Origin of the sequence: Chryseobacterium metallicongregator (assembly GCF_031324065.1) — a bacterium.
Lineage (GTDB): Bacteria > Bacteroidota > Bacteroidia > Flavobacteriales > Weeksellaceae > Chryseobacterium > Chryseobacterium metallicongregator.
Genome location: NZ_JAVIXS010000006.1, coordinates 268,467 through 293,315, shown reverse-complemented (window position 1 = coordinate 293,315; position 24,849 = coordinate 268,467). Strand labels below are relative to the sequence as shown.

The following is a 24,849-nucleotide window of genomic DNA, read 5'->3' as shown; positions in this document are numbered from 1 at the left end:
ATTCTATATAAAATTTAAATTCAAATAATACTATTATGAAAAAGTTCCCATTAATTTTATTTTCTCTGGTCCTCTCTATAGGATTATGGAATCCTTCAGAAGCCTGTACAAGGGTGGTTTACAAAGGTCCCCAGAATACTGTTATTACAGCTCGTTCTATGGACTGGCGTGATGAAATCCCGGCCAATTTATGGGTTTTACCAAAAGGTATAGACCGTAACGGGCAGGTAGGTTCTAAATCAGTAAAATGGACTGCCAAATACGGAAGCCTCGTCAGTACATCATGGGATATTGCATCATCAGACGGAATGAACGAAAAAGGATTGGTTGCTAATCTGCTTTGGCTGGGAGAATCCCAATACCCAAAATTCGATGGAAAAGGAAGTAAAAAAGGGATTGCCATCTCATTATGGGCACAATATTATCTTGATAATTTCGCCACCGTAAAAGAAGCTGTAGAACATTCACAAAAAGAACCGTTCGTGATTGTAAGTGATTATATTCCGGGAACAGAGAGATTTACTACCGTTCACCTTTCCATTTCCGATGCTTCAGGAGACAGCGCTGTCTTTGAATACATCAATGGAAAACTAGTGATCCATCACGATCCTTCTTACACGGTAATGACCAACTCTCCTATTTTTGAGGAACAGCTCGCTCTTAACAATTACTGGAAAGGGATTCCAGGAACAGTTATGCTTCCGGGAACCAACCGTGCTGCAGACCGCTTTGTGAGAGCTTCATACTACATCAATGCAATTCCGCAGACCGCAGATACCCGCACAGCAGTAGCCAGTGTTTTCAGCGTAATCAGAAACTGTTCTGTTCCTTACGGAATCACTTCTGCAACAGAACCTAATATTTCTTCTACAAGATGGCGTTCTGTTTCTGATCAGAAAAACCTCGTGTATTATTTTGAAACGGTTTTTACTCCCAATACTTTTTGGGTAGATCTTAAAGATTTTGATCTGAGTTCTAAAGGAAAAGTGATGAAACTGGATCTTAGCGATAACCGCACTTATAACGGAAAATCCAATGCAGAGTTTAAAGAATCTGCACCGTTCACATTCTTAGGATTAAAATAGATATTTCGCCACAAAAAATGCTCACGCTTAGTAAACAATGCTCTAAGTATGCCCCATTATGATTTTATGAAATACTAAAAACGAGTTGGATAAGCAGTTGTGGTAAAATAGATTTCACAATAAAAAAACAAAAATAGATATGGCCTTTTTTTCGATTAAAAAGAAAAGCCTGATCCTGTGCATGCTTGCCTGTGGGTTATCAGCTTATGCGCAAAATCAGGATTCTCTGAAAACCACAGCTCCTCCAAAGGAAGAAGACAATGTAAAATATCCGCAGCTGCAGATCAAAGGCCTTTTTCAGGCACGTTATCTTGTAGGAATGAGTAAAGATGTTGATGTAAACGGGCTTCATCATACCGATGGCTCCGGAACTGATAATAACTTCATGCTCAAATACATGAGGGTTCAGGTTCGGGCACAGATCAGTAAACGTACGGAAGTTGTTGTCTTGGCTAACCTTGCCGATTTTAAAAATGACCCAAAAAGCAGAGTTCTTGAAAACGCTTATCTGAAGTATACCTTCAATCCTAAATTAGCCATTACTGTAGGACAGTTCAGACCTTGGTTCGGTATTGAAGAGACCTATCCCATTGATATTATCAAATCTCTAGACTGGTCCAATCAATATACGGAATTTGGGAAACTGGGCTGGACAAGTTTCCAGATCGGAATGTCTGCCACAGGACAACTTCAACTGGGAGAAATTCCCTTCCAATATGCTGTTTCAGTAGTCAACGGAAATGGAAAGAATCAGATTAATGATAATGACAACGGAAAACAGTATTCTACCCGTCTGGTTTTCGGATTATCTAAAAAATACCATTTCAATGTAGGACTGAATGGAGGTACCGGAGAAGTTTTCAGCAAAAAAGTATATGCGCTGGGTGTAGATCTGAGTTCATTGATCGAGTTTGATTCAAAATGGAGTCTTGACATGCAGCTGGAAGCCAAACAGGCAACTAACCACGTTCTGTACAACTCCATTGCACCGGAATTACGTCCTGAAAATCCCGATCAGTATTTGGTACGAGGAGCCTACTTCCTGCCGAATCTGAGATACGAGATCAACCACAAAAATCTCAGCGCCTTCGAATTGTCATGCCGTTACGAATATCTTGACACCAATTTCAGAATGGCTTCTAACCCAAGACAAACCATTACCCCAATGTTCGGATTGGAATTCCTGAAAAATTATGGAGCAAGAATTCAGCTGGGAGTGCAATTTGACCGCTACAAATATCAGGTGGAAAACACCTCACAATACAACAACAATCTATTTATAGTGCAAGTTCAGAGTAGATTTTAAGATTAAATAGTTAGTATCATGAAAGAAATTAATATCAAAAACGTAGCGATCACATTTGTTGTTGCGTTAATTATATGGTTCATCCCTGCTCCGGAGGGTGTAGCCGAGAATGCCTGGCATCTGTTTGCCATCTTTGCGGCAACTATTTTAGGGATCATTCTTAAAGCGGCTCCAATGGGTACAATGTGTATGATGGCTATTGGTTTTACAGCCCTTACACAGGTAGTTGCTCCGGGAGATGCAGGAAAATCCATTACCAAAGCTCTTTCCGGTTTTGGAGACAAAGTAATCTGGCTGATCGGGATTTCATTCTTTATTGCCAGAGGATTTATCAAAACAGGACTTGGAAACCGTATCGCCTTTTTATTCATCAGAGTCTTTGGTAAAAGTTCACTGGGACTTGCTTACGGATTAGGACTTGCCGATGTTTGTCTGGCACCTGCTATTCCGAGTAACACAGCAAGAGGTGGTGGGATTATCTACCCGATCATGAAATCTATGGCGATAAGCTTTGATTCCGTTCCTGAAAAACCGGAAACCCATAGAAAACTAGGATCATTCCTGACTTTGAACAGCTATTATATGAACCTCATCGCTTCTTCTATGTTCCTTACCGGGACAGCCAGTAACCCGATGTGTCAGAAGTTTGCAGCCAATCTTGGGATTGATATTACCTGGATGTCATGGGCTGCGGCAGGTTTCATTCCGGGTGCGGTAGCATTCTTTGTCGTTCCTTTGGTATTGTACAAATTATATCCGCCTGAATTGAAAAAAACAGGGGATGCTCCGAAAATGGCAGCTCAGAAATTAAAAGAAATGGGACCTATCTCAAGAAATGAATGGTTGATGCTTCTGGCATTCTTCATTCTGTTAGCACTTTGGATATTTGGAGGAGCACTTTCTATTGATGCCACTACAACAGCATTTATCGGATTAACATTATTACTACTGACCTCAGTATTAACCTGGGAAGATGTAAAAGGAGAAAAAGGAGCATGGGATACTATCGTTTGGTTCGCCGTACTGGTGATGATGGCAAGCTCTTTAAATGAATTAGGTTTCATTGGATGGTTCAGTAACCTTATCAAAGTACAAATTGGAGGTTTGAGCTGGCAGGTAGCCTTCCCGGTTATCATCATCGTATATTTCTTCAGTCACTATATTTTTGCAAGTGCTACCGCTCACGTAGCTGCTATGTATGCTGCCTTGCTGGGTGTAGGTGTTTCTTTGGGAATTCCTCCAATGTTACTGGCAATGATGCTTGGTTTCATGGGTTCTATTTATGGAGTACTTACCCATTATGGCCACGGTCCGGCACCGGTATTCTTCGGAAGTGGATATGTAGATCTCAAAGCCTGGTGGGTAAGAGGTCTTGAAATAGGAATCGTTCTACTGATCATCTATATGGTTGTAGGAGGATTGTGGATGAAAGTCTTAGGATATTATTAATTATTAAATCAAAAATATGTTATCAACACTGTCAAGAAAAATGCTGATGTGCCTTACAGGACTCTTTTTGGGATTCTTCCTGTTGATTCATTTCCTTGGAAATCTTCAGCTTTTTCTTCCACAAGAACAGGCACACCTGCAGTTTAATGCTTATTCGCATTTTTTATCAGGAAATATCATTATCAAAATAGTTTCTTATGTTTTGTATGCCAGTATCATTCTGCATGCTGTAGACGGGCTTATTATTACTTTAAAAAATAAAAAGTCAGGAGGAGGTTATCAAACGGACAGACGTGGAAGAGCCAGCAAATGGGCTTCCAGAAATATGGGAATCCTCGGAACATTCATTCTGATTTTCCTGGTGATCCATTTCCAGAACTTCTGGTATATCTATAAATTCGGAAATCCTCCTTTGGATGAAAACGGAAATAAAGATCTCTACATTCTGGTAGTGAATGTCTTTAAAGAATGGTGGTATGTTATCATTTATGTACTGTCAATGATTGCTTTATGCTATCACCTGATCCATGGGATACATAGTGCGGTAAGAACGCTGGGATTATATCATCCTAAGTTTGTACAATGGTTCAAAACTATCGGGATTGCCTATTCAATCATTATCTGTGTAGGTTTTGCATTGATGCCGGTGTATGTATTCTTTACTTATCATTAAAAGGAACGATCATGATTTTAGATTCAAAAATACCACAAGGCCCATTAGAACATAAATGGGAAAATTATAAAAAGAAAGCAAGGCTCGTTAACCCTGCCAACCGTAAAAAGCTGGATGTGATTATTGTAGGAACAGGTCTGGCGGGAAGCTCAATCGCAGCTTCTTTGGGAGAAATGGGATATAATGTCAAATCATTCTGTTTTCAGGACAGCCCGAGAAGAGCGCACTCTGTGGCAGCACAAGGAGGCGTAAATGCAGCAAAAAACTATAAAAACGATGGTGACAGCGTATACAGAATGTTTGTAGACACGCTAAAAGGAGGAGATTTCAGAGCCCGTGAAGCCAATGTATACCGTATGGCAGAATGTTCTCTGAACCTTATTGACCAGGCTGTAGCTCAGGGCGTACCTTTCGGTCGGGAATACGGTGGATATCTGAACAACCGATCCTTCGGAGGAGTTCAGGTAAGCCGTACTTTCTATGCGAGAGGACAAACGGGACAGCAGCTACTTCTTGGTGCCTACCAGGCTTTAATGCGACAGGTCGGAAAAGGTTCTGTACAGTTATTTTCAAGACATGAAATGCTGGATCTGGTTACCGTTGACGGGAAAGCCAGAGGAATTATCGTTAGGAATTTAGATACAGGAGACATTGAAAGACATGCAGCACACGCTGTAATATTGGCAACAGGTGGTTACGGAAAAATCTATTATCTGTCTACTCTTGCGATGGGATGTAACGGTTCTGCAATCTGGCGGGCTCATAAAAAAGGAGCTTTAATGGCTTCCCCAAGCTGGATTCAGGTACACCCTACTTCCCTTCCGCAATCCGGAGATTATCAGTCGAAACTGACCTTAATGTCTGAATCATTACGTAATGACGGAAGAATCTGGGTTCCGTTGAAAGAAGGTGAAAACAGACTACCCAATGATATTCCGGAAACGGAAAGGGATTATTATCTTGAAAGAAGATACCCTGCTTTCGGAAATCTTGCGCCAAGGGATATTTCTTCCCGCGCGGCAAAGGAAAGAATTGATGCAGGTTTCGGAATCGGACCTTTGAAAAATGCAGTATATCTCGATTTTTCAAAAGCAATACAGGAACAGGGAAAAGATAAGATTAAGGAAAAATATGGAAACTTATTTGATATGTATCTTAAAATAACAGGATATGATGCGTATAAAGAACCTATGATGATCTCTCCTTCTGCTCACTTTTCAATGGGTGGACTTTGGGTAGATTATGAACTGATGACCACTGTTCCGGGACTTTTTGCTTTAGGTGAGGCTAATTTTGCCGATCATGGTGCCAACAGATTAGGCGCAAACTCTCTTTTACAGGCTTCAGTAGACGGATATTTCATTGCTCCTTATACAATTGCCAATTATCTGGCCGATGAAATTCATACCGGAAAAATTTCACCGGATACTCCGGAATTTGAACAGGCTGAACAAGCAGTGAAAGAACAGATTCAGGACTTTATGAACATCAAAGGAACCAAAACCGTTGATTATTTCCACAAAACATTAGGAAAACTCCTGTACGATTATTGCGGGCTGGCCAGAAACGAAGAAGGATTGAAATATGCCATTCAGGAGATCAGAAAACTGAAACAGGAATTCTATAAAGACGTAAGAGTTTCCGGACAGGGAGATAAAATGAATACCGAGCTGGAAAAAGCAGGCCGTGTTGCCGATTATTTCGAAATCGGGGAACTGATGTGCTATGATGCATTAACCCGTAACGAATCCTGCGGAGCTCATTTCCGGGAAGAGTTCCAGACACCGGATGGAGAAGCTATGAGAAATGATACCGAATATCAGTTTATCTCTGCCTGGGCATGGACAGGTGAAAATGGCGAGCCAGCATTGATTAAAGAGCCTTTAATCTTTGAAGAGATTCAGCCAACGGTAAGAAGTTACAAATAAAAAACAGAAAATTATGGATTTACATCTTAAGATATGGAGACAGAAAGATAGAAAAAGTGAAGGAAAACTCGTCGGTTATGACCTGAAAGGATTGAATTCCCATATGTCTTTCTTAGAAATGCTGGATACCCTGAATGAAAAACTGATCACTGAGGGAGATGAACCTGTAGAATTTGATCACGACTGCCGTGAAGGAATCTGTGGACAGTGTGGTATGATGATTAACGGTATTGCCCATGGTCCTTTGAAAAATACAACGACCTGCCAGCTTCATTTAAGGTCTTTTAAAGATGGGGAAACGATTTTGATAGAACCATTCCGGGCTGAAGCATTCCCTGTGAAAAAAGATTTAAAAGTAGATCGTTCTGCTTTTGACAGAATTATATCTTCAGGAGGTTTTGTATCTGTAAATACCGGACAGGCTCCTGATGCAACGGCTATTCCGGTGACTCACCAAACGGCTGAAGAAGCTTTTGATTCTGCAGCATGTATCGGATGTGGAGCTTGTGTGGCTACCTGTAAAAATGGTAGTGCCGCCCTATTTACCTCTGCGAAGATTACCCACATGGCACTTCTTCCTCAAGGGAAAGAAGAACGAAGTAAAAGAGTGTTGGATATGATTGCACAAATGGACACAGAATTATTTGGGCACTGCTCCAATACGGAAGCCTGTGAAGTGGAATGTCCTCAGGGAATTTCCGTACTCAATATCGCCAGAATGAATTTTGAGTATAACAGAGCTTTGTTTTTCAGAAAGAAAAATTAAATGAGCCGAAAGTCGAAATGATACTATTTAAAAGGACGAATTTGCTTATTGACAAATTCGTCCTTTTTGTTTTTCTTTAAAATTTACATTCCTATGCATCTATCATCGCTACTACTCTCGCCGGAGCTGCAGATCCTCCAACAATTTTAAGAGGAAATACACAGATCTTAAATCCGGACGGAGGCAATGCTCCAAGATTGGTAAGCTGCTCGATGTGTAAATATTCTTTCTCAATTCCTACGCGGTGGCCTTCCCAGAAGAATTCGGGATCATTCAGTTCTTTGGCTTTTTGAGCCATATATTTTAATGGAAGATCCCAGCCCCACTGATCAATTCCCATTACTTTTACGCCCTGATCAATCAGCCATTCTGTAGCTTCTTTGCTCATTCCTGTTCCCTTTTCTACAAAATCAGGAGTTCCCATCAGCTTATCACGATCAGTTCTGATCAGTACAATATTTCCTTCCTGGATGGTGATTCCGTTTTTATTCAGATCATTTTTAAGATCATCTACAGTGATGGCTACAAAATCTTCTTTATGAGTACAGTCGATCACAATTCCTTCTCCATAACACCACTCCAATGGAATCTGGTCTATTGTTTTAGCAGGTTTCCCTTCTACAACAGGCCCATAATGCCATGGAGCATCAATATGAGTGGTGGCATGAAGTCCCATATTTTTGATGGTATCATCTGCCCAACCCGTCCAGTTTTTAGGAAAAAGTCTTGAAGGAAGTCTCAGTGCCAGACGAATCAGCCAATGTGATTTCCGGTGTGCTTTATGTTTGATTTTCACCCGCATGAACCATGGGTCTCCTGCATTATACTGAATGGGTTTTGTTAAATCGACAAGTGTTGTTTTCATATGATTTAGGTAAGGAGGCAAAGGTAATGAATAAGGTAAAAAGACGAATAGAAATTAACAAACGAAAAAAGATTAGCCATCACTAATCTTTTTCTAATTCTATCGGGTTTTCATATCTTTTGTTTTCTTCTCTTTCTTTTTGTCTTTGCCGTATCATTTCTTGACCTTGTATAATAGTGGTTTCAGAACTTTGAAGTACACCCATTAAATTGGCATTAGCATCTTTTACCGCTTTTTCAAATTTCGGTCGAGTTGTCTCAAAAGCTTCATGATATCGATTTTCATTTACCTTAATTAATTTGTCTTTTAATTGAGATGCATTGATAGATTTTACAAGCTCAAAATCATACTCTTCTTTATCATCTGTTATTTTAACAATCAGTCCTGGTAATCCACTAAATTTATATGGGCCATAGGGTAAAGGAATTTCGGGAGAATACCAGGCGATCCAATTTCGTCCCTTAAAGGTAACTTCCGCTTTTTTACAATTAATTGTGTTTATTATTTTTGTGTCATTACTCAATTTCCAATTTTTAATGATCGGTTCTTTATAGCTAAGTATTGACATTCCAACTAAGTTAAAATACTGTATATTTTCATTTGATTGTATTATGGTAAAGGAAAATTTTGTTTTTGGAATGGATACTCCTTTTGAGCTTAACAGTTTTGCTCCATTTTCTAAAGTTTTTATTGGAAGTGCTTGGAATACTGAATCTCTTTTCAGTGATTGAATACTTGCAAAAAAAGCACGTTCATTACCTATCAGTAATGAAAAAAATTCTTCATGTTTATAATCAGGAGTTAATGTATTCAATTTAGCTTTTAATAAATAGGTAAACTCACCACGCAGAGTATCTCTTTTATGTAATTGAGAGAAAAATAAGACACTAAAAAATAAGGCTAATAATTGAAATAATTTTTTATAGTAATCCATAGAGTTATTTTTGATTACAAAAAAATACACTTATAACTTTATAAGGTCATAAGTGCAAATAATTAATATGAAACAAATATTAATTACAGTAATTTGCTTCAAGATTTGCAAGCCACTGATTTGCTTGTTCAGCAGTCCAATCTTGAGTTGTAGTAGCAGTCTGACCACAAAATTCTGCAATCCACACCTGTTTAATACCTCCTTTTACAGTTTTTAAGGTCTTCACGAGTCAATTTTTTAATTTTTTTCATAAAATATGTTTTTTTTGGTTAGATCACAAATATATACAACGAACTCTTATCCACAGCATATCTTTTATTATGTTAAGTAGCTATTTATCTGAGTAAAACATATTTTTCACTTAAAGATTTTCCGTATAAAACTGAATGGGTTTTATCATATTAGTTAAACAAAAAAGCATTTATTAAAAATAATGCTTTTGGGTATTTTTTTATATGTTAAATAATTAATTTCAAACAGAGATTTTTAGAGGTAAAGTATAAAGGTTCTTTAATTATTTTGATGAATCATTATCCTTTTGTTTTGTTCCTTTGTTTTTAAATTCCTTTAGGAATCATAATTTTCTTCGGATCGTTCTCATCATACATGATCTCAATGTTACCATATTTAGGGACAGAAGAAAGATTTAAAAGGCTTACAACTTTCTTAAAGACTGCAATATGTTCAGTTCCTCTGAAATCTTTGAAACTCACCTGAAACATGATCTGCGGCTGATCATTTACCATAAGACCAGTCTGGCTTACACTAATGATATTGGCTTCCGCATTTCTTCCTGAGAAGAGGATCCGTTCTTCTTTCTTATTTTTAAAAAGCTTACTGATCAGCAATTGGAAAACCAATATATAAATCAGAGTCATCACTCCACTGAAAATAATCGGGTGCATGAAGGTCAGAAACCTCCAGCCAAAATCGAAGGATTCCCGCATGTAGAAATAATAATATAATCCAGTCACATAAGCAATTAAGAATACAATGAATGCAACTCTTAAAATGATTCCAAAGGAATTAAAACCAACTTTCTGGTCGCTTAAAATAAAATAGGGTTCCTGTGACACTTTAGGATTCAGCAATACTTTCACCTTATTTCCGACAGCAAATCTTTTTTCCTGTGGTTTGGAATCGTGAAACATCATTTGATGTTCAATTAATGTATTTCTAAGATTAGGAAATGAAAGAACGATTTGAATGACATTCATATTGGTTTTCGGAATATATTTCAGAAGTTTATAATCAATGATTTGTCCTTCTCTCGGAATTCCGTTCCTAAGTATAGACTGGATGGTACTTTTCTCCTTAAAGGTTTTGATGAAAAGAATATTAATAAAGAAGGCAATCACATACATCCATATGAGCAAAGAAAAACCGAGATACCCATAGCTCACGGCTAATGAATTTCTCGGTTCTGTTGCAAGTTCCTCCCCCATCATATAAATGAAAATCGGAAAAGGAGCACAGAAAAAAAAGAAAAAAGCTCCCCAGAAAATGATCATAAATTTCATAACTGTTATTTTGTGTGGTCTGATAAAGTTATGATATTATAATGGAATGGCCGAGTTCTTTTTACACCTCTTTTTCGAAGTAAAGTCTGTAGTATTTTCCTTTATCATCTTCACCCATTTCAATTTTCTGTCTGTCTCCGTGGATGTAGATGTGGAAGTTTTTATCCAGTTTAATGATACTTTTGAAGTGTCTTTGTGTCTTTTTTACCGCTGCTTCACTAATCGGAAATTCTTCAGCGATATTCACCTGCATATCCTGCTCGTAATCTGTTTTAAAGTTCACGAAACTTTCAATCACATGTTCGTCGCCCAATACTTCACTGGCAAATTCATCCAGCTTAAATTCTTCTTTTTCTTTGAAGAAATTGATAGACTTATTCAGGAAATCTGCCTGATCTGCTTTGGAAACTTCAAATTCCTGAGGAAGCTGTTTTGTGATATAATCTTTATACACCATCAAAGCTTCCTGTGTGTGGAAATATTCATCATCACGCTGTTTTACTTTCAGGAAATCTTCGAACCAGTAATACATATCTCCGTTTTTGTTGTTGTCAACCACAGAAAGTACATATCCTGTTTCTTTATTATTGTTGTAAATCAAAGCCGCTTTATCAATTTTAGATAACCCGATTCCCTGATCTTTTTCAATATCAAATGTTTCTTCAGCAGGATTGATTTTCAGGAAAGATTCTCTCTTTTCTGTTTTAAAAATCCCGATTTTATCCACTTTATCCGGACGGTCGCTTTCATCCTCAAAAAGAACAATGAAAAGCTCTCCACTCTGAACTCTTGGATTTTCTGCCGCTTCGAAAAGATGTTTTGCAATATTCTCAGATTCCCAGATGAATTTTGCTTTGTCATCAAAAATTTCTGATACAGCACTATACACCGGATTATTGACCAGGTAAGTATCACTGTAAAAATGGAAGGTTTCTTCCGATTTAAAAGAACCTAAAAAGTAGTCTTCAAGCATTTCTGCCATTCCTTCTTCCAGCTTCAATTCCTCCTGGGAAAGTGTCAGCGAATCTCCGTTGATCTTATTTCCGACTCTGTGTACTATTATTTTTGAAAACATTTTTCTGAATATTTGGACTGCAAAGATATTCATTCTTATCCTTACGGCGAAACTTAAAAAATGTCATTTTATACTACTCTCCTTGACGACCCCATCAAAAATTCTTTGAATTTTAGCCACCTCTCCAAAGGAAGGGAATTCTCAGTCTCTCATTTGTAATGGCAGGTAACATAAGTTTTTGTCTTTTATTTTCATATTGATAAAAACCTTATCATTTTGACAGGCTTTTTTGTTTTAAAAATTCAAACACAAAATCACAACTAATTATATATCAGCATCTTAATTAAATTCCATTTTCAACGGAATATCATTGGCATCATCATTTGAAAACATAGAAAAATGGACTTAAAAACATTAAACAGAATCGACAAGCTCAGAAGATTAAAAAGCAGAGGACCAGCGACTCCAAAGTGGCTTAAGCCTTATCATATGCTTTTTATTGCTTTTTTAACCATTTTCATCTTTGGTGCTATCACCAAAATGCTTGAACACAATCACAATTAAAATATAATACGATGAACTATTTACAAGCCGTAAAGGAAATCACCGATGTGGTTCCCGATTTTGAAAAAGAAATAAAAGAAATTAAAATTCAAAACTCATACAGCATTATCCGGACGTTTACGGAACGTATTAAAAATATGATCCGCCAGAATGACAGAAATCTACTGTTCAGAAGTTTACAGAAAATGGACAAAATATACACTGACGGAGATACAGTATTAAAGAATGCTATTGAAACTACTTTTATCTATTCGCTGGACAATTGTACTGCCTTCTGCACTGAGGAATACAGAAAAGTGATTTTTAGTCACATTTCTGCCAACCTTCAGAAGGTGTATTCGAGACAAATTTACAGTCACGGCATATAAAGGTTTTGTTACATTTTTTATCTGTTTCATTACAAAGTGTTTAAATTAAACAAAAATCAAAATAACTCACAGTCAATAGATTATGAAAAATAAAATCAGAAGGATTTCAGATTGGAAAACCTGGAAAACTACGACTAACAGACACAATGCAGAGATATTACTCACTCACATCGCTGTGATAGTCGGTGTATTCATTTTTGCAGCCTGTCTTTAAATTTTGGTATACATTTAGCTGCAATATAAAGTGTTTGAAAAATTCTTAATTATGATGAAAGTACAAATGCAAACTATTAATCAAAAAATAGCTGTTGAATACTTAAAATTTTTCTATCCGCCACTTCGCAATGAGATCACACAATTGTCTGTACAGGACAATTTCGCTGGGGTCATGCAGGCTACCGTGAATTATCTGAAGAACCTGTTGCAGGAATCTAAGATCAATATCATTGCCCATCATATCAAGCTGATGGACTGGATCTACAGAAACGGGAATTCTTATGTAAGAACCATGATTGAAAACCTTTTTGTAAGATCTTTCGAAAGTTTTAAAAAACATGCCAAAATCCAACATTGGAAACTTCTTTACCAATATATGCCTGTAAGCTTCCAGATCATTTATAATGAACAACAGAAGCAGGATCAGATGTATTTTGGGAAATAAATGAAATTAAAAGACGAAAAAGCGAATCCTTATATTTGCTCTTTCGTCTTTTTACTTTTTAGCCCTATTACAGGGAAGTTTCACTCTATTCTATTTCACCAATCCGTGTAAAAGGTCTATTTTTGCAAAAAGTACCGATGAAATACCCATTTTATATTGCGATGCTATCATTATCGCTGATCTCATGTGAGAATAATGACAGTACGATTGATGATCCGAGACCTGTTGATAAAAATGTTTACCAGTTTCAATTTAAAAGCTATACTGTAAAAAATACAGTTTTGTATCAGGGGGCAAAAGGAGAAAAATCTACTCCGGATGAATCTTACCTCAACAATTATTGGAGTCTCTATCAGGAACCTGCCTGGGAAAAAATAAGCATTGATCTTAAAAACAAGACCATCAAATTATTATCAGAAAACTCATCTACAGATTTTACTTACAGTTTTACCATTGCGAATGATTCTGTACTAATCAAAGAGAATAACAATAGTAAGCCAAGTTATATTGGTGATTTCAATAAAAACACCTCTTCATTCACGTTAAAAAGAACGTACAGATACGTTAAAAAAGTTCCCCGAGATGACAATGACGCCCTATTAATTACTAAAAGTGCTCATTTTGGAACCACTCAATACGAAAATATTTTTGTCAATATATTTTCCACTCCTTCTGAAATGATCAAAACAGGAGATCAGGTTTTATGGACCAATATTGAATATTCTTATAAAGAATTGTAGTTACATCCTCATTTCTTAATTATTAAACTAAAAAAACTTCCTGTCTCACTACGATCCAGGAAGTTTTCATTATAAACATTCTATAATAATATATGTCAAAGATCGTTTAGTGATAAACCATACCATGAAAATAAAATTTTCACTATTCTTTCTGTTTTCACTATACTTAATGAATGCCCAGATTTCCGGCCAGCTAAAACAACTCATCGACCCTATTGATAAAGAATATTTTGACTTAATAATTAAAGAGGATTATAATACAGAAAGGTATTCCAAATTATCCGAAATGTATAATGAGATTGATAAAACAGCAACCAATGATGAACTGTTTTATTTGGCAGTTACCGGAAGTACTTTTATAAGAATCAATGCAATATCTTCTCTTATAGATAAAAATGACAAAAGGATTGTAGATTTATATCGTTATTATTCCAAGTTTACCTTGATCTATTATCAGAAAATGGGATGCGTGGTTACAGCTCAGGATATGGCATTAAGCAATATACGGGGAAAGATTATGAATAAAATTAAATATTATGAACTGTATAAGCATATGAAAACGCAAAAAAATTGGGAACTCCTTTTTTCCAATGAAGAAATTGAATACTATGAAAAATTCAATGTGAGTGATTTTAAATTGTATGTAAAAGCATTTGATGAAATCGACAAAAAATTTATTCCCGAAAGAATAGAAACCAATGATTCTATCAAAGAAATATGGAAAGATAACAAACTTCAGGTACCTTCATTATAAAAATAAATCCCAGGTAATATTCCCGGGATTTTATTTTTTATTTCTTCACAAACACTTTCTCTATAATCTGTGACTCTTCATTACTTAGTTTTGAGGCTTTCCCCACCTTGGCAATAAAAGTATTTACTTCTTCCGGTGTGGCTGGTGATCCCAAATTTTCTCCTTTAGCATCAAAAGAATCTGCCAATACTTCTCCTTTTGGATTGAGAATCACCCAGAAAGGAAGTCCGGCAGTTCCGCCTTTATATTTATTCATCAGCTCTTGTCCACCTGGATTTTCAAGGCTCTTCTTATCACCTCTTTCCTGAACATCTACATAAGCCGTGACAAATCTTTTATCAAAAATAGGTTTGGTTTCAGGAAGATCCATATTTTTTTCCATCATTTTGCACCATTTGCACCATGAAGCATGGAACACCAGTAAAACATTTTTCTTTCCTGCTTTAGCTTCCGTGAAAGCCTTATTTAATACGACATCTGCTTTTTCCTGCGCCGCTCCCAACTGGAATAGTAAAAGGGTAACAACGATAATAATTTTAGAGTATTTCATTCTGAATTTTTATTTAAAACTTACACGAATTTAGGTATTTTTATCTACAATATAATTCTAGTTTTCAATCATTTTAGTTAAACATTTTGTAATTTCGTCTATAACAAAGGAATTTCTTCACAGTGTAAAAAATAGAAGTATCAAATCTCTAACAGGTCTGCAAAATGATTGAAATAAAAAAATATTCTCATCAGACAGGACATCCTGAGCCAAGAAGGGTTATCAGATACACCTTATTCTGGTGTTATCATGGAAGTGCTGAGATTCTGATTGACGAAAATATTTTCATCCTGAAAACCGGTCAGGTTGTAACGATTACTTCAGGACAGTTTCATCAGTTAAAATCAGTGGAAGGAAAACTCACCGCGTTGGAATTCACCCTTGATTTCTTCTGCAAAAATGACAGTGATATTGAGCTTATTTTCCACAACGGACTTTTCTGTCATTTTGGAATGAATGAAATGATCACCATACAACATCCTGCATTTTTTAATGAAACATTGAATGCTATTGAAAAAGAAATTCAGGAACAGCCTTATCAGTATCTGATCTCGACCCATTCTCTGGTGGAGCTGCTATTGGTGGAAATCAACCGTAGTAAAATAGCCAATGGCGATGAAATCTGGAAACCGGATGCTTTATTTTTAAAGTTCCTTGAAAGCGTAAGAGATCATTTTCAAAACAATTATCAGGTCTCTCATTTTGCTGATCTTCTCGGGACCACTGAAGCCAAACTGAATGAGGTTTCAAAACTTCACACCAATAAAACCGCTCAAAATGTGATCTACAGCCTCACAATTTCTGAAGCTAAAAGACTTTTACACTATGAAAAGCTCACAGTAAAGGAAATTGCTTATCAGCTGGGCTTCAATGATCCGTTCTATTTTTCAAACTTCTTTAAAAAACATACTTCACATTCCCCAAAAGAGTATCAGAAGACCGTGAAGGAAGTTTAAAAGTACCCTGAAAAATTTTAGTTTAAAGAAAATCAGAGATCTCATATTCACTTCCTTCTTCCTTCTTCTCTCTTAAATATTACATTCTTTTTCCAGAATTGTCTATTCTTTAGACAATGGCTTTCGCTGAACTTTGTACTGTAATTAAGACCTAAAAATTATACGTATGAAAACGCAACAGGATATTGCCATTTTCTTATTAAGAATTACCCTGGCATTTGGATTCTTATCCACAATAGCAAGCCGCTTAAACCTTTGGGGAGCACAATCTTCCGGTTGGAAAAATTTTGTTCATTATACTGCTGAAACAAATTCATTTTTACCACAATCATGGGCAGCTATTATTGCAGTATTATCTACCATTGCTGAACTGTCCTCCGGTATTTTACTTCTTTTGGGGTTTCAGATAAAAAGAACAGCAAGGTACGCCTCTATTCTCACTTTATTTTTTGCAATAGCCATGAGCATTTCTTTTGGAGTTAAAGAGCCTCTGGACTATTCAGTCTTTGCATTCAGTGCCGGAGCTTTTCTTCTGAGTACCTTTTCACGTTACAAATGGAGTTTAGACCAACTTTTACATCAATAACAATTAAAATTCAAATATCATGAACACCAACATCCACAATTACATCGTAAAAACAGAACAGAAAGAATGGCAGCCTTTAATTGAAAAAGGAATTCATTATGAAGGTATTTTTGTAAAATCTTTGAAATTTGATCCTGAAAAAAACCGTTCTACCAGTATTCTTCTAAAGTTTGAAGCGGGAGCCCAATACCCTTATCACAATCATCCTGCTGGTGAGGAATTGTTTATCATGGAAGGTGATGCAACTATTGCAGGAACCAGCCTGGAAAAAGGAGATTATTTGTATACTCCACCGAATTTTAAACATTCTGTGAAGTCAGAACAGGGCTGTATTATTCTTTTTGTTGTACCGGAAGAAGTGGAAATACTTTAAGGCGTCATTAAACAAAACCACAGTAAAAAAGTTTTACTGTGGTTTCTAATAATTCAAAAAAAATAGGATTGTAATTTTTATTTTAAAGCTGTTTTGTCCTGTGATATCGAACCGAATTCAATTAATGTTTTTTTCTTTCTCACTATATCCACCAAAGTTTGGACTGAAAAGGTGAGAATAATATATAATATGATAAGCACTGCTACGTATCCAATTTCATGTTGTCTGTATCCGAAAATTCCTTTTCCCCATGAGATCAGAATCCATTGGATCATGTACATTGAAGTTAAATTTTTACTGCAATATTTGAGAACACGCATAAAACCATTTTCTTTAACATTGGCAGTAATGGTGTTGATTAACCATAAAAACAGTAAAGTCCAGCCCGCAAAATAAATAACACCTCCAGGCCCCATATGATAAAAACCATTGTAATTATAATCTCCATACAGAAAAACCAGCGGTGCTCCTATGGCAATGAACAACAACCCTACATAGAGCATATTTCTAAATATTTGTTTGGTATCGTAGTTCAGTTCCTGAAACCATTTCCCAAAAAACATTCCGATGATGATAAAAGCCATCCATGGGAAAACAGGAAAATAGACATAGGCAGGATAATCAGTATTGAAAAGAAGATCCAGAACATAATTGATTACAGGATAATCAAGATTAAGTCCGCTTACCTCTCGGGATATCAATGCAACGAATAAACCTATAGCCAGCATGATATATTTATTTTTCACATATTCTCTGATAAACCCGACAAACAATAAAGACATGCCCGCCAGCTGTAAAATATCACCCAGCTGTACCAAATATACATACTGCTGTTCTATAGGGGCATGCCATCCGTATTTCTGAATAAAATTATCGGGAGCAAAATTAAAAATCACAGGGATCATAAACTTCATAAAATTCATAAACAGACCTGCAAACACCAATAAAACACCTCGTTTTAAAGCACTTCTAAGACTTTGATGACTTGAAGTCATAAAGGTAATTCCCATACAGATCAGGAAAATGGAAGTTCCCCTTCCGAGAAAGACAATAAAACTGCCGAGGGCTGTTTCATATTGTGATTTGACATTGGCATACACCAATAAGGTATGGATAATGATCATTCCGATGACACTTATACCTTTTATTAAATCCAGAGTAAGGATTCTTTTGTTTTGTTGTTCCATAGTTTTTAGTGAAAATTGTGGATTAGATGGATAAAACTGTATTCATTAATTATTTTTAAATCAATTTTTATTTATTCTAAATAAAAATCAAATATACAAATTAAAAATACTTCTCATCATCCATTGATCAATTTTCTTAAAACGTTAATAACTAAACATCTAGTCCAGTATTAAAGAACAAAAAAGAAGAAATTTTTCATGTAAATAGTGTTCTAACTATTCACTATTAATAAATAAGCTATACCAAAAAGTACAGCTTATTCTTTTACATCATGAAAATTTTCAAGTTTCAAATATACTCCTTTGAAATCCTATGTTAAAGACTTTCAGTAAATAAGAAATTTTTATCTTTTATATTTTAATAATTTATAGATTTAAGAAGTGTATACTCAGTTTTCTATAAACCTTACTAAACATATGATCTGGTATTTCTATATTATTATATTATTTGAGCAATATATACCTCTTTTTTATTTTCCTAAATAAACAAACATATTGACAGATAAACTTTGAGGCTGTACATTAATGGATTGTTGCGCAACACCACCGTTTACACTATTCGTGTTAAATGAATGGGAATGCGGATTCTGGTGCAATACATTAGTATTAACATGATCAAGATTCCTTGTACCTGTACCAATTTTTCCAGCCAAGAAGGTATATGAAAAGGTATCAGTTGCCCTACTACCATCATTATTGATAATATCATACATTATAGTAGGCTCCGCTGAACTGGTTGTACCTGAAAGTTGAAAGTTTGGCAACTGATTCCTTGATATTATACGGGAATTATTACTATTTATACTTCCCATTCTTTTACCATCTTGTACTAGGTAGGAGTCGGTGGCATTAGGAATAAATTATATTTCTTTTCATTTATGCCTTTCTAATTCTTCTTCTGGAAATTATCATGCTCGATTCATTGAAAATGAGAAACCTACTGAAAGCTATAAATAATATAAGTATTAGAAAAAGTACCACACTGAATTGAAAAGGCGACCCCATAAAAAACCGCTTTAAACAAATGTTTAAAACGGTTTTAGATTATTTATTATTAAATCAATAATTATTTTACTTCTTCGAAGTCTGCATCCTGTACATCTTCAGCTCCGGAGTTTCCACCTGCATTCTGAGCACCAGCTGCATCAGCACCTGGCTGTTGGCCAGCTGCATATAATTCTTCAGAAGCGGCCATCCAAGCTGCATCTAACGCTTCAGTTTTAGCTTTTACGTCATCAGCATTTTTAGCTTCGAAAGCTGTTTTTAATTCTGCATGAGCTGCTTCGATTGCTGCTTTTTTGTCAGCAGAAAGTTTTTCACCGAATTCTTTCAATTGCTTTTCAGTCTGGAAGATTAATCCGTCAGCTTTGTTAAAGATTTCAACTTCTTCTTTTCTCTTAGCATCCGCTGCAGAGTTTTCCTGAGCTTCTTTCTTCATTCTTTCGATTTCTTCGTCAGAAAGACCTGAAGAAGCCTGGATTTTGATAGACTGCTCTTTACCAGTTCCTTTATCTTTAGCAGATACACTTAGGATACCGTTAGCATCAATATCAAATGTTACTTCAATTTGAGGAACTCCTCTTGGTGCTGGTGGGATATCCTGAAGATCGAATCTACCGATTTCTTTGTTATCGTTGAACATTGATCTTTCACCCTGTCCTACTCTGATGCTTACAGCCGGCTGGTTGTCAGAAGCTGTAGAGAATACTTCAGATTTTTTAGTTGGGATCGTAGTATTCGCTTCAATTAATTTCGTGAATACAGAACCCATTGTTTCAATACCTAAAGAAAGTGGAGTAACGTCAAGTAGTAATACATCTTTTACATCACCAGTTAATACACCTCCCTGGATTGCTGCACCAATAGCTACAACCTCATCAGGGTTTACTCCTTTAGATGGTTTTTTACCGAAGAATTTTTCTACTTCTTCCTGGATAATTGGGATTCTTGTAGAACCACCTACCAAGATTACTTCATCAATATCAGAAGTTGATAAACCAGCATCTTTTAACGCTTTAGCAACAGGTTCCATAGATCTTCTTACAAGATCAGCAGATAATTGCTCGAATTTAGCTTTTGTTAAAGTCTTCACTAAGTGTTTAGGACCTGTAGCAGTAGCTGTGATATAAGGTAAGTTGATTTCAGTCTGAGGAGAAGAAGATAATTCAATTTTAGCTTTTTCAGCAGCTTCTTTCAATCTTTGAAGAGCAATTGCGTCAGCTTTTAAATCTACACCTTCTTCAGCCTTGAACTCGTCAGCCATCCAGTTGATGATCACATCATCAAAGTCATCACCTCCTAAGTGCGTATCACCGTTTGTAGATAATACTTCGAATACACCGTCTCCTAAATCAAGGATAGAGATATCGAAAGTACCACCACCAAGGTCATATACTGCGATTTTCTGATCTTTATGGTTTTTATCAAGACCATAAGCTAACGCTGCAGCAGTAGGCTCGTTGATAATTCTTTCTACTTTAAGACCTGCAATTTCTCCAGCTTCTTTAGTAGCTTGTCTCTGTGCATCGTTGAAGTATGCAGGAACAGTAATTACCGCTCTTGTTACTTCCTGTCCAAGATAATCTTCAGCAGTTTTCTTCATTTTCTGAAGAGTCATTGCAGAAATTTCCTGTGGAGTATATTCTCTATCGTCAATTTTTACTTTTACTGTATCGTTCGGTCCGGCAACTACTTTATAAGGTACTCTTGTGATTTCAGAAGCATCATCTTTAAAGTGAGTTCCGATAAATCTTTTAATAGAGTAAACAGTCTTTGTTGGATTCGTTACAGCCTGTCTTTTTGCAGGATCACCTACTTTTCTTTCTCCATCTTCCGTAAAAGCTACGATAGAAGGAGTAGTTCTCTTACCTTCTGCGTTAGGAATAACAACAGGGTCTTTACCCTCCATTACAGCAACACAAGAGTTGGTTGTTCCTAAGTCAATTCCAATTATTTTACTCATAATATTTTATATTTTTTCTATTTTTAATTTAATTTACACTCTCAATTTCTCAATATCTGTACCATTTGAAGAATTATGACAAAATGACACAATAAAAATAAAAACCCCGATAAAATGGGGTTTTTTATGATTTAATGTGGAAATTTTTTCCTACCAAACTTTATCAGAATGCCACGAATAAGCCTTCTAACATTTTCAATAGCTATTTGAGATTTTTTTCTGGTAGGTTTTTATATAGACACAAAAAACTGTCATCGCTTATCAGATGTATTCTTCATTTTTCTTCATAAAAAGAAGATTTGATCAATATCAATACCGTAAAAACACATTGATTATCAATATGATTATTATTAATCCGACAGATTAATTCACCAATCTTTAAAAATTAATCAAAGTTTAACCTAAGAAATAGAGGAAGAGTCTTTACGAATGATTATTTTTGATAAAATATACACATTTAGAATGTCAATACACTTTAATCCACGAGATATTACATGGCTTGCCTTTAATGAGAGAGTTTTGCAGGAAGCCATGGATGAAAAAGTTCCCTTACATTTAAGAATACGTTTCCTTGGAATTTTCTCCAACAATTTAGATGAATTTTTCAGAGTACGTGTTGCCGGATTAAAGCGTGCCATGGATTTTAAGGAAAAAGTGATTGCTGAATCTTTCTACCAACCTCCTACCAAAATCCTTCAGCGAATCAATGAAGTGGTGATGAGGCAACAGCTGAATTTCGATAAAACCTGGAAAAAAATCCAGACCGAAATGGCTGATCATAAAGTTTTCATTAAAAATTCCAAAAACCTGACTGCAAAACAAAAAGAATTTGTCAGACAATATTTCGATGAAGTGGTAGAATCCAATGTGATTCCAATTCTTCTTCATGAAAATACACCTATGCCTTACCTTAGAGACAAAAGTCTTTATTTGGGAGTGGCCATGAGAAAAAAGGACTGGCAATATTCCAGCAATTATGCTATTATTGAAATTCCTTCCCGTTTTGTGGGAAGATTCGTATTGTTGCCAACTGAAGATCCGGAAGAAAAAAATGTAATGTTACTGGAAGATGTGATTACTTTCAATCTTCCCCACATATTTTCTTATTTCGGGTATGATGAATTTGCAGCCAATGCATTTAAAGTAACAAAAGATGCCGAACTGGATCTTGATAATGATATCAGAACCAATTTTGCAGAAAAAATAGAGAAAGGACTCAAAAACAGAAGAAAGGGAAAACCAACCCGTTTCGTTTTTGATAAAGATATGGATAAAGCTTTGCTGGAACTTCTGATCAGAAAGCTGAACTTAACGAAAAAAGACAGCATCATTCCCGGAGGAAAAATTCATAATTTCAAACATTTCATGGATTTCCCTGATGTTTTTGAAAAGTATGAAAGACCTGTAGAAAGAACTTCTTTTACACATCAGGCATTTGAACATGGAGAAAGAGTAACTGATGTTATTTTAAAAGAAGATGTCCTTCTTACCTTCCCTTACCATAAATACAATCCGGTGATTGATCTTCTTCGTGAAGCCGCTATGGATCCGGATGTAAAATCAATACAGATTACAGCGTATCGTCTGGCAAGCAGTTCAAAAATCATTAATGCCTTGATCTATGCGGCCAGAAATGGTAAAGAAGTAACTGTAATGTTGGAGCTTCAGGCAAGATTTGATGAAGAATCCAATCTTGAATGGAAAGATATGCTGGAGCCTGAAGGAATTACGGTTCTTGTAGGGATTCCTAATAAAAAAGTACATGCCAAACTTTGTGTCATCAAAAAGAGAGCACACAATAAAACCATACAATATGGCTTTGTAAGTACCGGAAATTTCAACGAAAAAACAGCCAGAATATATGGTGATCATCTGCTGCTGACTGCGGACCGTGGCATCATGGCGGATATCAATAAAGTCTTCAATGTTTTGAAAAAACCGAAAGATGACTTTATTCCTATTTTGAAAACTTGTAAAAATTTATTAGTTTGCCCTCAGTTTATGCGTGAAAAGATTGTTCACCATATCGATAAAGAAATCGAAGAAGCCAAAGCAGGAAGAAGAGCAGAAATCATCGTTAAAGTCAACTCAATGAGTGATCGTGCTTTGATTGAAAAAATATATGAAGCTGCCAAAGCCGGAGTGGTGACCAGAATGATCGTAAGAGGGATCTATTGTGCCGTCAATCAAAAGGAGTTCAAAGAAAAAATAAAAGCCATCAGCATTGTAGACGAATACCTGGAACATGCCAGAGTGATGTATTTTTACAACAAAGGGGCTGAAGACATGTACATTTCTTCCGCAGACTGGATGACCAGAAACCTGGATTACAGAATTGAAGCAGCCGCTAAAATCACTGATAAGAACCTTAAGAAGGAATTAAAAGATATTCTGGACATCCAACTTAAAGATAACGTAAAAGCAAGGATTTTAGACAAAAAGCTGAGCAATGAATACGTAAGAAATGATAAACACGAATGCCGATCACAAATAGAAACCTATAAATATTTAAAAGCTAAAACAAACAAAAAATGAAGATAGCAGCGATAGACATAGGGAGTAATGCAGCCCGCCTTCTTATCAATGAAGTAAAGATTAATAACAGAAAGCCTGAATTCATCAAGCTCAACCTTCTCAGAATTCCTCTGAGACTGGGAATGGATGTTTTTACCATCGGAAAAATAGGTCCGGAAAGAGAAAAAATGGTCATTGATTCCATGAAAATCTTCAGTGACCTGATGAAAATATATAAAGTAGATCATTACAGAGCCTGTGCTACCAGTGCTATGCGTGATGCTGCCAACGGTAATGATATCATCAATCTGGTAAAAAATACATCAGGAATCAATATTGAAATTATTTCCGGTGATGAGGAAGCTACCCTGATTTATGAAAATCATGTTGCAGAAGGTCTTGACAAAGAATTTGCCTATCTATATATTGACGTTGGTGGAGGTTCTACAGAGCTTACCTTCTATGAAAATGGTAAAATGGTCTATGAAAAATCTTTCAATATCGGAACAATCCGTCTTCTCAACAATCTTGTGACAATGGACAACTGGAAAGAAATGAAGGATGAGATCAAAAAAAATATCGTCAGCAAAAAACCAATTGTTGCCATTGGTTCCGGAGGAAACATCAACAAAGTATTCTCTATGAGTAAAACCAAAGACGGAAAACCTATGTCTTTGTCTCATCTGAAAAAGGTGTACAAAGAATTCAATGAGCTGTCAGTAGAAGAAAGAATGACCAACTACAACCTGAGAGAAGACCGTGCCGATGTACTTGTACATGCTCTGGGTATCTTCAACAATGTGATGTCGTGGTCTGATATCAACAAAATTTTTGTTCCAAAGATTTCCGTGGCAGACGGATTGATCCATAATATTTACAGTCAGCTGCAACATAAAAAGTAACAACAGACAATAATATTGAAAGCCAGCCATTTTTGAGCTGGCTTTTTATTTTAAAGGCTTTTTGTCATTGCGAACAGGCTGAAGGCCTGCGAACATGGTTCATATGTGACGAAGCAATCCCTGTCATTAGGTTTGGGCTAAAGCCAGTGGCATATGGTTTATTTTTAAGGCGGGCTAAAGCCCACCCCTAT

The 24,849-nt window shown here is 36.1% G+C and carries 25 protein-coding genes; 16 read left to right on the top strand and 9 right to left on the bottom strand.

What is annotated here, in order from left to right:
- Positions 1-35 precede the first annotated feature (35 nt).
- The 6 genes from REB14_RS09910 to REB14_RS09885 all read left to right on the top strand — a co-directional run bounded on the left by REB14_RS09910 (position 36) and on the right by REB14_RS09885 (position 7,207).
- Entirely contained in the window at positions 36-1,085 is a 1,050-nt protein-coding gene (locus REB14_RS09910) for a linear amide C-N hydrolase (RefSeq protein ID WP_079242844.1), read from the top strand.
- 139 nt (positions 1,086-1,224) lie between these two features.
- Complete coding sequence (locus REB14_RS09905) at positions 1,225-2,391, top strand: porin (RefSeq protein WP_079242845.1); 1,167 nt, start codon at positions 1,225-1,227, stop codon at positions 2,389-2,391.
- Between the two features lie 18 nt (positions 2,392-2,409).
- A complete protein-coding gene (locus REB14_RS09900; protein ID WP_079242846.1) occupies positions 2,410-3,840 on the top strand; it encodes an anion permease in 1,431 nt (476 codons plus the stop codon).
- A gap of 16 nt (positions 3,841-3,856) precedes the next feature.
- A complete protein-coding gene (locus REB14_RS09895; protein WP_079242847.1) occupies positions 3,857-4,513 on the top strand; it encodes a succinate dehydrogenase cytochrome b subunit in 657 nt (218 codons plus the stop codon).
- Positions 4,514-4,524: 11 nt separating this feature from the next.
- Positions 4,525-6,441 (top strand): fumarate reductase/succinate dehydrogenase flavoprotein subunit, encoded by a 1,917-nt coding sequence (locus REB14_RS09890; RefSeq protein WP_079242848.1) that lies wholly within the window; start codon positions 4,525-4,527, stop codon positions 6,439-6,441.
- A 13-nt stretch (positions 6,442-6,454) separates the two neighbouring features.
- Positions 6,455-7,207 (top strand): succinate dehydrogenase/fumarate reductase iron-sulfur subunit, encoded by a 753-nt coding sequence (locus REB14_RS09885; protein ID WP_079242849.1) that lies wholly within the window; start codon positions 6,455-6,457, stop codon positions 7,205-7,207.
- Between the two features lie 91 nt (positions 7,208-7,298).
- Here REB14_RS09885 and REB14_RS09880 read toward each other — a convergent pair whose 3' ends face one another.
- The 5 genes from REB14_RS09880 to REB14_RS09860 form a co-directional block, all read right to left on the bottom strand.
- Positions 7,299-8,072 carry a cyclase family protein gene (locus REB14_RS09880; RefSeq protein ID WP_309522075.1) on the bottom strand — a complete coding sequence of 258 codons (774 nt, stop codon included), beginning with the start codon at positions 8,070-8,072 and terminating at the stop codon, positions 7,299-7,301.
- Between the two features lie 82 nt (positions 8,073-8,154).
- Entirely contained in the window at positions 8,155-9,006 is an 852-nt protein-coding gene (locus tag REB14_RS09875; RefSeq protein ID WP_079242851.1) for a GLPGLI family protein, read from the bottom strand.
- A 79-nt stretch (positions 9,007-9,085) separates the two neighbouring features.
- Complete coding sequence (locus REB14_RS09870) at positions 9,086-9,232, bottom strand: hypothetical protein (protein WP_158521380.1); 147 nt, start codon at positions 9,230-9,232, stop codon at positions 9,086-9,088.
- Positions 9,233-9,563: 331 nt separating this feature from the next.
- On the bottom strand, positions 9,564-10,526 hold the full coding sequence (locus REB14_RS09865) for a hypothetical protein (protein ID WP_079242852.1): 963 nt from the start codon (positions 10,524-10,526) through the stop codon (positions 9,564-9,566).
- A 61-nt stretch (positions 10,527-10,587) separates the two neighbouring features.
- On the bottom strand, positions 10,588-11,601 hold the full coding sequence (locus REB14_RS09860; RefSeq protein WP_079242853.1) for a nucleoid-associated protein: 1,014 nt from the start codon (positions 11,599-11,601) through the stop codon (positions 10,588-10,590).
- Between the two features lie 339 nt (positions 11,602-11,940).
- Here REB14_RS09860 and REB14_RS09855 point away from each other — a divergent pair, with 339 nt between their 5' ends.
- The 5 genes from REB14_RS09855 to REB14_RS09835 all read left to right on the top strand — a co-directional run bounded on the left by REB14_RS09855 (position 11,941) and on the right by REB14_RS09835 (position 14,628).
- Complete coding sequence (locus tag REB14_RS09855) at positions 11,941-12,105, top strand: hypothetical protein (protein ID WP_309522074.1); 165 nt, start codon at positions 11,941-11,943, stop codon at positions 12,103-12,105.
- Positions 12,106-12,116: 11 nt separating this feature from the next.
- On the top strand, positions 12,117-12,473 hold the full coding sequence (locus REB14_RS09850; protein ID WP_079242854.1) for a DUF7674 family protein: 357 nt from the start codon (positions 12,117-12,119) through the stop codon (positions 12,471-12,473).
- Positions 12,474-12,738: 265 nt separating this feature from the next.
- Positions 12,739-13,134: a DUF7674 family protein gene (locus REB14_RS09845; protein ID WP_047434374.1), complete on the top strand. Its 396-nt coding sequence runs from the start codon at positions 12,739-12,741 to the stop codon at positions 13,132-13,134.
- 137 nt (positions 13,135-13,271) lie between these two features.
- Positions 13,272-13,874 carry a hypothetical protein gene (locus tag REB14_RS09840; protein WP_309522073.1) on the top strand — a complete coding sequence of 201 codons (603 nt, stop codon included), beginning with the start codon at positions 13,272-13,274 and terminating at the stop codon, positions 13,872-13,874.
- 124 nt (positions 13,875-13,998) lie between these two features.
- Positions 13,999-14,628 (top strand): hypothetical protein, encoded by a 630-nt coding sequence (locus REB14_RS09835; protein WP_145953289.1) that lies wholly within the window; start codon positions 13,999-14,001, stop codon positions 14,626-14,628.
- 37 nt (positions 14,629-14,665) lie between these two features.
- On the opposite strand, the gene REB14_RS09830 is transcribed toward REB14_RS09835, so the two are convergent.
- The gene (locus REB14_RS09830) at positions 14,666-15,178 is read right to left on the bottom strand and encodes a thioredoxin family protein (RefSeq protein ID WP_309522072.1); all 513 of its coding nucleotides are present in this window, start codon (positions 15,176-15,178) and stop codon (positions 14,666-14,668) included.
- A gap of 164 nt (positions 15,179-15,342) precedes the next feature.
- Between REB14_RS09830 and REB14_RS09825 the strand changes: the two genes are divergently transcribed.
- The 3 genes from REB14_RS09825 (at position 15,343) to REB14_RS09815 (ending at position 17,093) form a co-directional block, all read left to right on the top strand.
- A complete protein-coding gene (locus tag REB14_RS09825) occupies positions 15,343-16,134 on the top strand; it encodes a helix-turn-helix domain-containing protein (protein ID WP_309522071.1) in 792 nt (263 codons plus the stop codon).
- Between the two features lie 166 nt (positions 16,135-16,300).
- Positions 16,301-16,720 carry a DoxX family membrane protein gene (locus REB14_RS09820; RefSeq protein WP_309522070.1) on the top strand — a complete coding sequence of 140 codons (420 nt, stop codon included), beginning with the start codon at positions 16,301-16,303 and terminating at the stop codon, positions 16,718-16,720.
- A gap of 19 nt (positions 16,721-16,739) precedes the next feature.
- Complete coding sequence (locus REB14_RS09815; RefSeq protein ID WP_309522069.1) at positions 16,740-17,093, top strand: cupin domain-containing protein; 354 nt, start codon at positions 16,740-16,742, stop codon at positions 17,091-17,093.
- A gap of 77 nt (positions 17,094-17,170) precedes the next feature.
- Here REB14_RS09815 and REB14_RS09810 read toward each other — a convergent pair whose 3' ends face one another.
- The 3 genes from REB14_RS09810 to dnaK form a co-directional block, all read right to left on the bottom strand.
- A complete protein-coding gene (locus REB14_RS09810; RefSeq protein ID WP_309522068.1) occupies positions 17,171-18,280 on the bottom strand; it encodes a heparan-alpha-glucosaminide N-acetyltransferase domain-containing protein in 1,110 nt (369 codons plus the stop codon).
- A gap of 470 nt (positions 18,281-18,750) precedes the next feature.
- Complete coding sequence (locus tag REB14_RS09805; protein ID WP_309522067.1) at positions 18,751-19,044, bottom strand: hypothetical protein; 294 nt, start codon at positions 19,042-19,044, stop codon at positions 18,751-18,753.
- Positions 19,045-19,346: 302 nt separating this feature from the next.
- Positions 19,347-21,242, bottom strand: a complete 1,896-nt coding sequence (dnaK, locus tag REB14_RS09800; protein ID WP_079242865.1) for a molecular chaperone DnaK — start codon at positions 21,240-21,242, stop codon at positions 19,347-19,349.
- Positions 21,243-21,704: 462 nt separating this feature from the next.
- On the opposite strand from dnaK, the gene ppk1 reads away from it, so the two are divergent.
- Positions 21,705-23,777, top strand: a complete 2,073-nt coding sequence (gene ppk1, locus REB14_RS09795) for a polyphosphate kinase 1 (protein WP_079242866.1) — start codon at positions 21,705-21,707, stop codon at positions 23,775-23,777.
- Positions 23,774-24,658: a Ppx/GppA phosphatase family protein gene (locus REB14_RS09790; RefSeq protein ID WP_079242867.1), complete on the top strand. Its 885-nt coding sequence runs from the start codon at positions 23,774-23,776 to the stop codon at positions 24,656-24,658. Before ppk1 ends, REB14_RS09790 begins: the two co-directional genes overlap by 4 nt.
- Positions 24,659-24,849 lie beyond the last annotated feature (191 nt).

Excerpts from the sequence above, each read along its gene's own strand:
- dnaK (WP_079242865.1), bottom strand. The coding sequence starts at position 21,242 with ATGAGTAAAATAATTGGAATTGACTTAGGAACAACCAACTCTTGTGTT.
- REB14_RS09790 (WP_079242867.1), top strand. The coding sequence starts at position 23,774 with ATGAAGATAGCAGCGATAGACATAGGGAGTAATGCAGCCCGCCTTCTT.
- REB14_RS09895 (WP_079242847.1), top strand. The coding sequence starts at position 3,857 with ATGTTATCAACACTGTCAAGAAAAATGCTGATGTGCCTTACAGGACTC.
- REB14_RS09815 (WP_309522069.1), top strand. The coding sequence starts at position 16,740 with ATGAACACCAACATCCACAATTACATCGTAAAAACAGAACAGAAAGAA.
- REB14_RS09910 (WP_079242844.1), top strand. The coding sequence starts at position 36 with ATGAAAAAGTTCCCATTAATTTTATTTTCTCTGGTCCTCTCTATAGGA.
- REB14_RS09880 (WP_309522075.1), bottom strand. The coding sequence starts at position 8,072 with ATGAAAACAACACTTGTCGATTTAACAAAACCCATTCAGTATAATGCA.
- REB14_RS09865 (WP_079242852.1), bottom strand. The coding sequence starts at position 10,526 with ATGAAATTTATGATCATTTTCTGGGGAGCTTTTTTCTTTTTTTTCTGT.
- REB14_RS09835 (WP_145953289.1), top strand. The coding sequence starts at position 13,999 with ATGAAAATAAAATTTTCACTATTCTTTCTGTTTTCACTATACTTAATG.
- REB14_RS09810 (WP_309522068.1), bottom strand. The coding sequence starts at position 18,280 with ATGGAACAACAAAACAAAAGAATCCTTACTCTGGATTTAATAAAAGGT.
- REB14_RS09885 (WP_079242849.1), top strand. The coding sequence starts at position 6,455 with ATGGATTTACATCTTAAGATATGGAGACAGAAAGATAGAAAAAGTGAA.
- REB14_RS09875 (WP_079242851.1), bottom strand. The coding sequence starts at position 9,006 with ATGGATTACTATAAAAAATTATTTCAATTATTAGCCTTATTTTTTAGT.
- REB14_RS09850 (WP_079242854.1), top strand. The coding sequence starts at position 12,117 with ATGAACTATTTACAAGCCGTAAAGGAAATCACCGATGTGGTTCCCGAT.
- REB14_RS09830 (WP_309522072.1), bottom strand. The coding sequence starts at position 15,178 with ATGAAATACTCTAAAATTATTATCGTTGTTACCCTTTTACTATTCCAG.
- REB14_RS09840 (WP_309522073.1), top strand. The coding sequence starts at position 13,272 with ATGAAATACCCATTTTATATTGCGATGCTATCATTATCGCTGATCTCA.
- REB14_RS09890 (WP_079242848.1), top strand. The coding sequence starts at position 4,525 with ATGATTTTAGATTCAAAAATACCACAAGGCCCATTAGAACATAAATGG.
- REB14_RS09855 (WP_309522074.1), top strand. The coding sequence starts at position 11,941 with ATGGACTTAAAAACATTAAACAGAATCGACAAGCTCAGAAGATTAAAA.
- REB14_RS09905 (WP_079242845.1), top strand. The coding sequence starts at position 1,225 with ATGGCCTTTTTTTCGATTAAAAAGAAAAGCCTGATCCTGTGCATGCTT.
- REB14_RS09900 (WP_079242846.1), top strand. The coding sequence starts at position 2,410 with ATGAAAGAAATTAATATCAAAAACGTAGCGATCACATTTGTTGTTGCG.
- ppk1 (WP_079242866.1), top strand. The coding sequence starts at position 21,705 with ATGTCAATACACTTTAATCCACGAGATATTACATGGCTTGCCTTTAAT.
- REB14_RS09860 (WP_079242853.1), bottom strand. The coding sequence starts at position 11,601 with ATGTTTTCAAAAATAATAGTACACAGAGTCGGAAATAAGATCAACGGA.
- REB14_RS09825 (WP_309522071.1), top strand. The coding sequence starts at position 15,343 with ATGATTGAAATAAAAAAATATTCTCATCAGACAGGACATCCTGAGCCA.
- REB14_RS09845 (WP_047434374.1), top strand. The coding sequence starts at position 12,739 with ATGATGAAAGTACAAATGCAAACTATTAATCAAAAAATAGCTGTTGAA.
- REB14_RS09820 (WP_309522070.1), top strand. The coding sequence starts at position 16,301 with ATGAAAACGCAACAGGATATTGCCATTTTCTTATTAAGAATTACCCTG.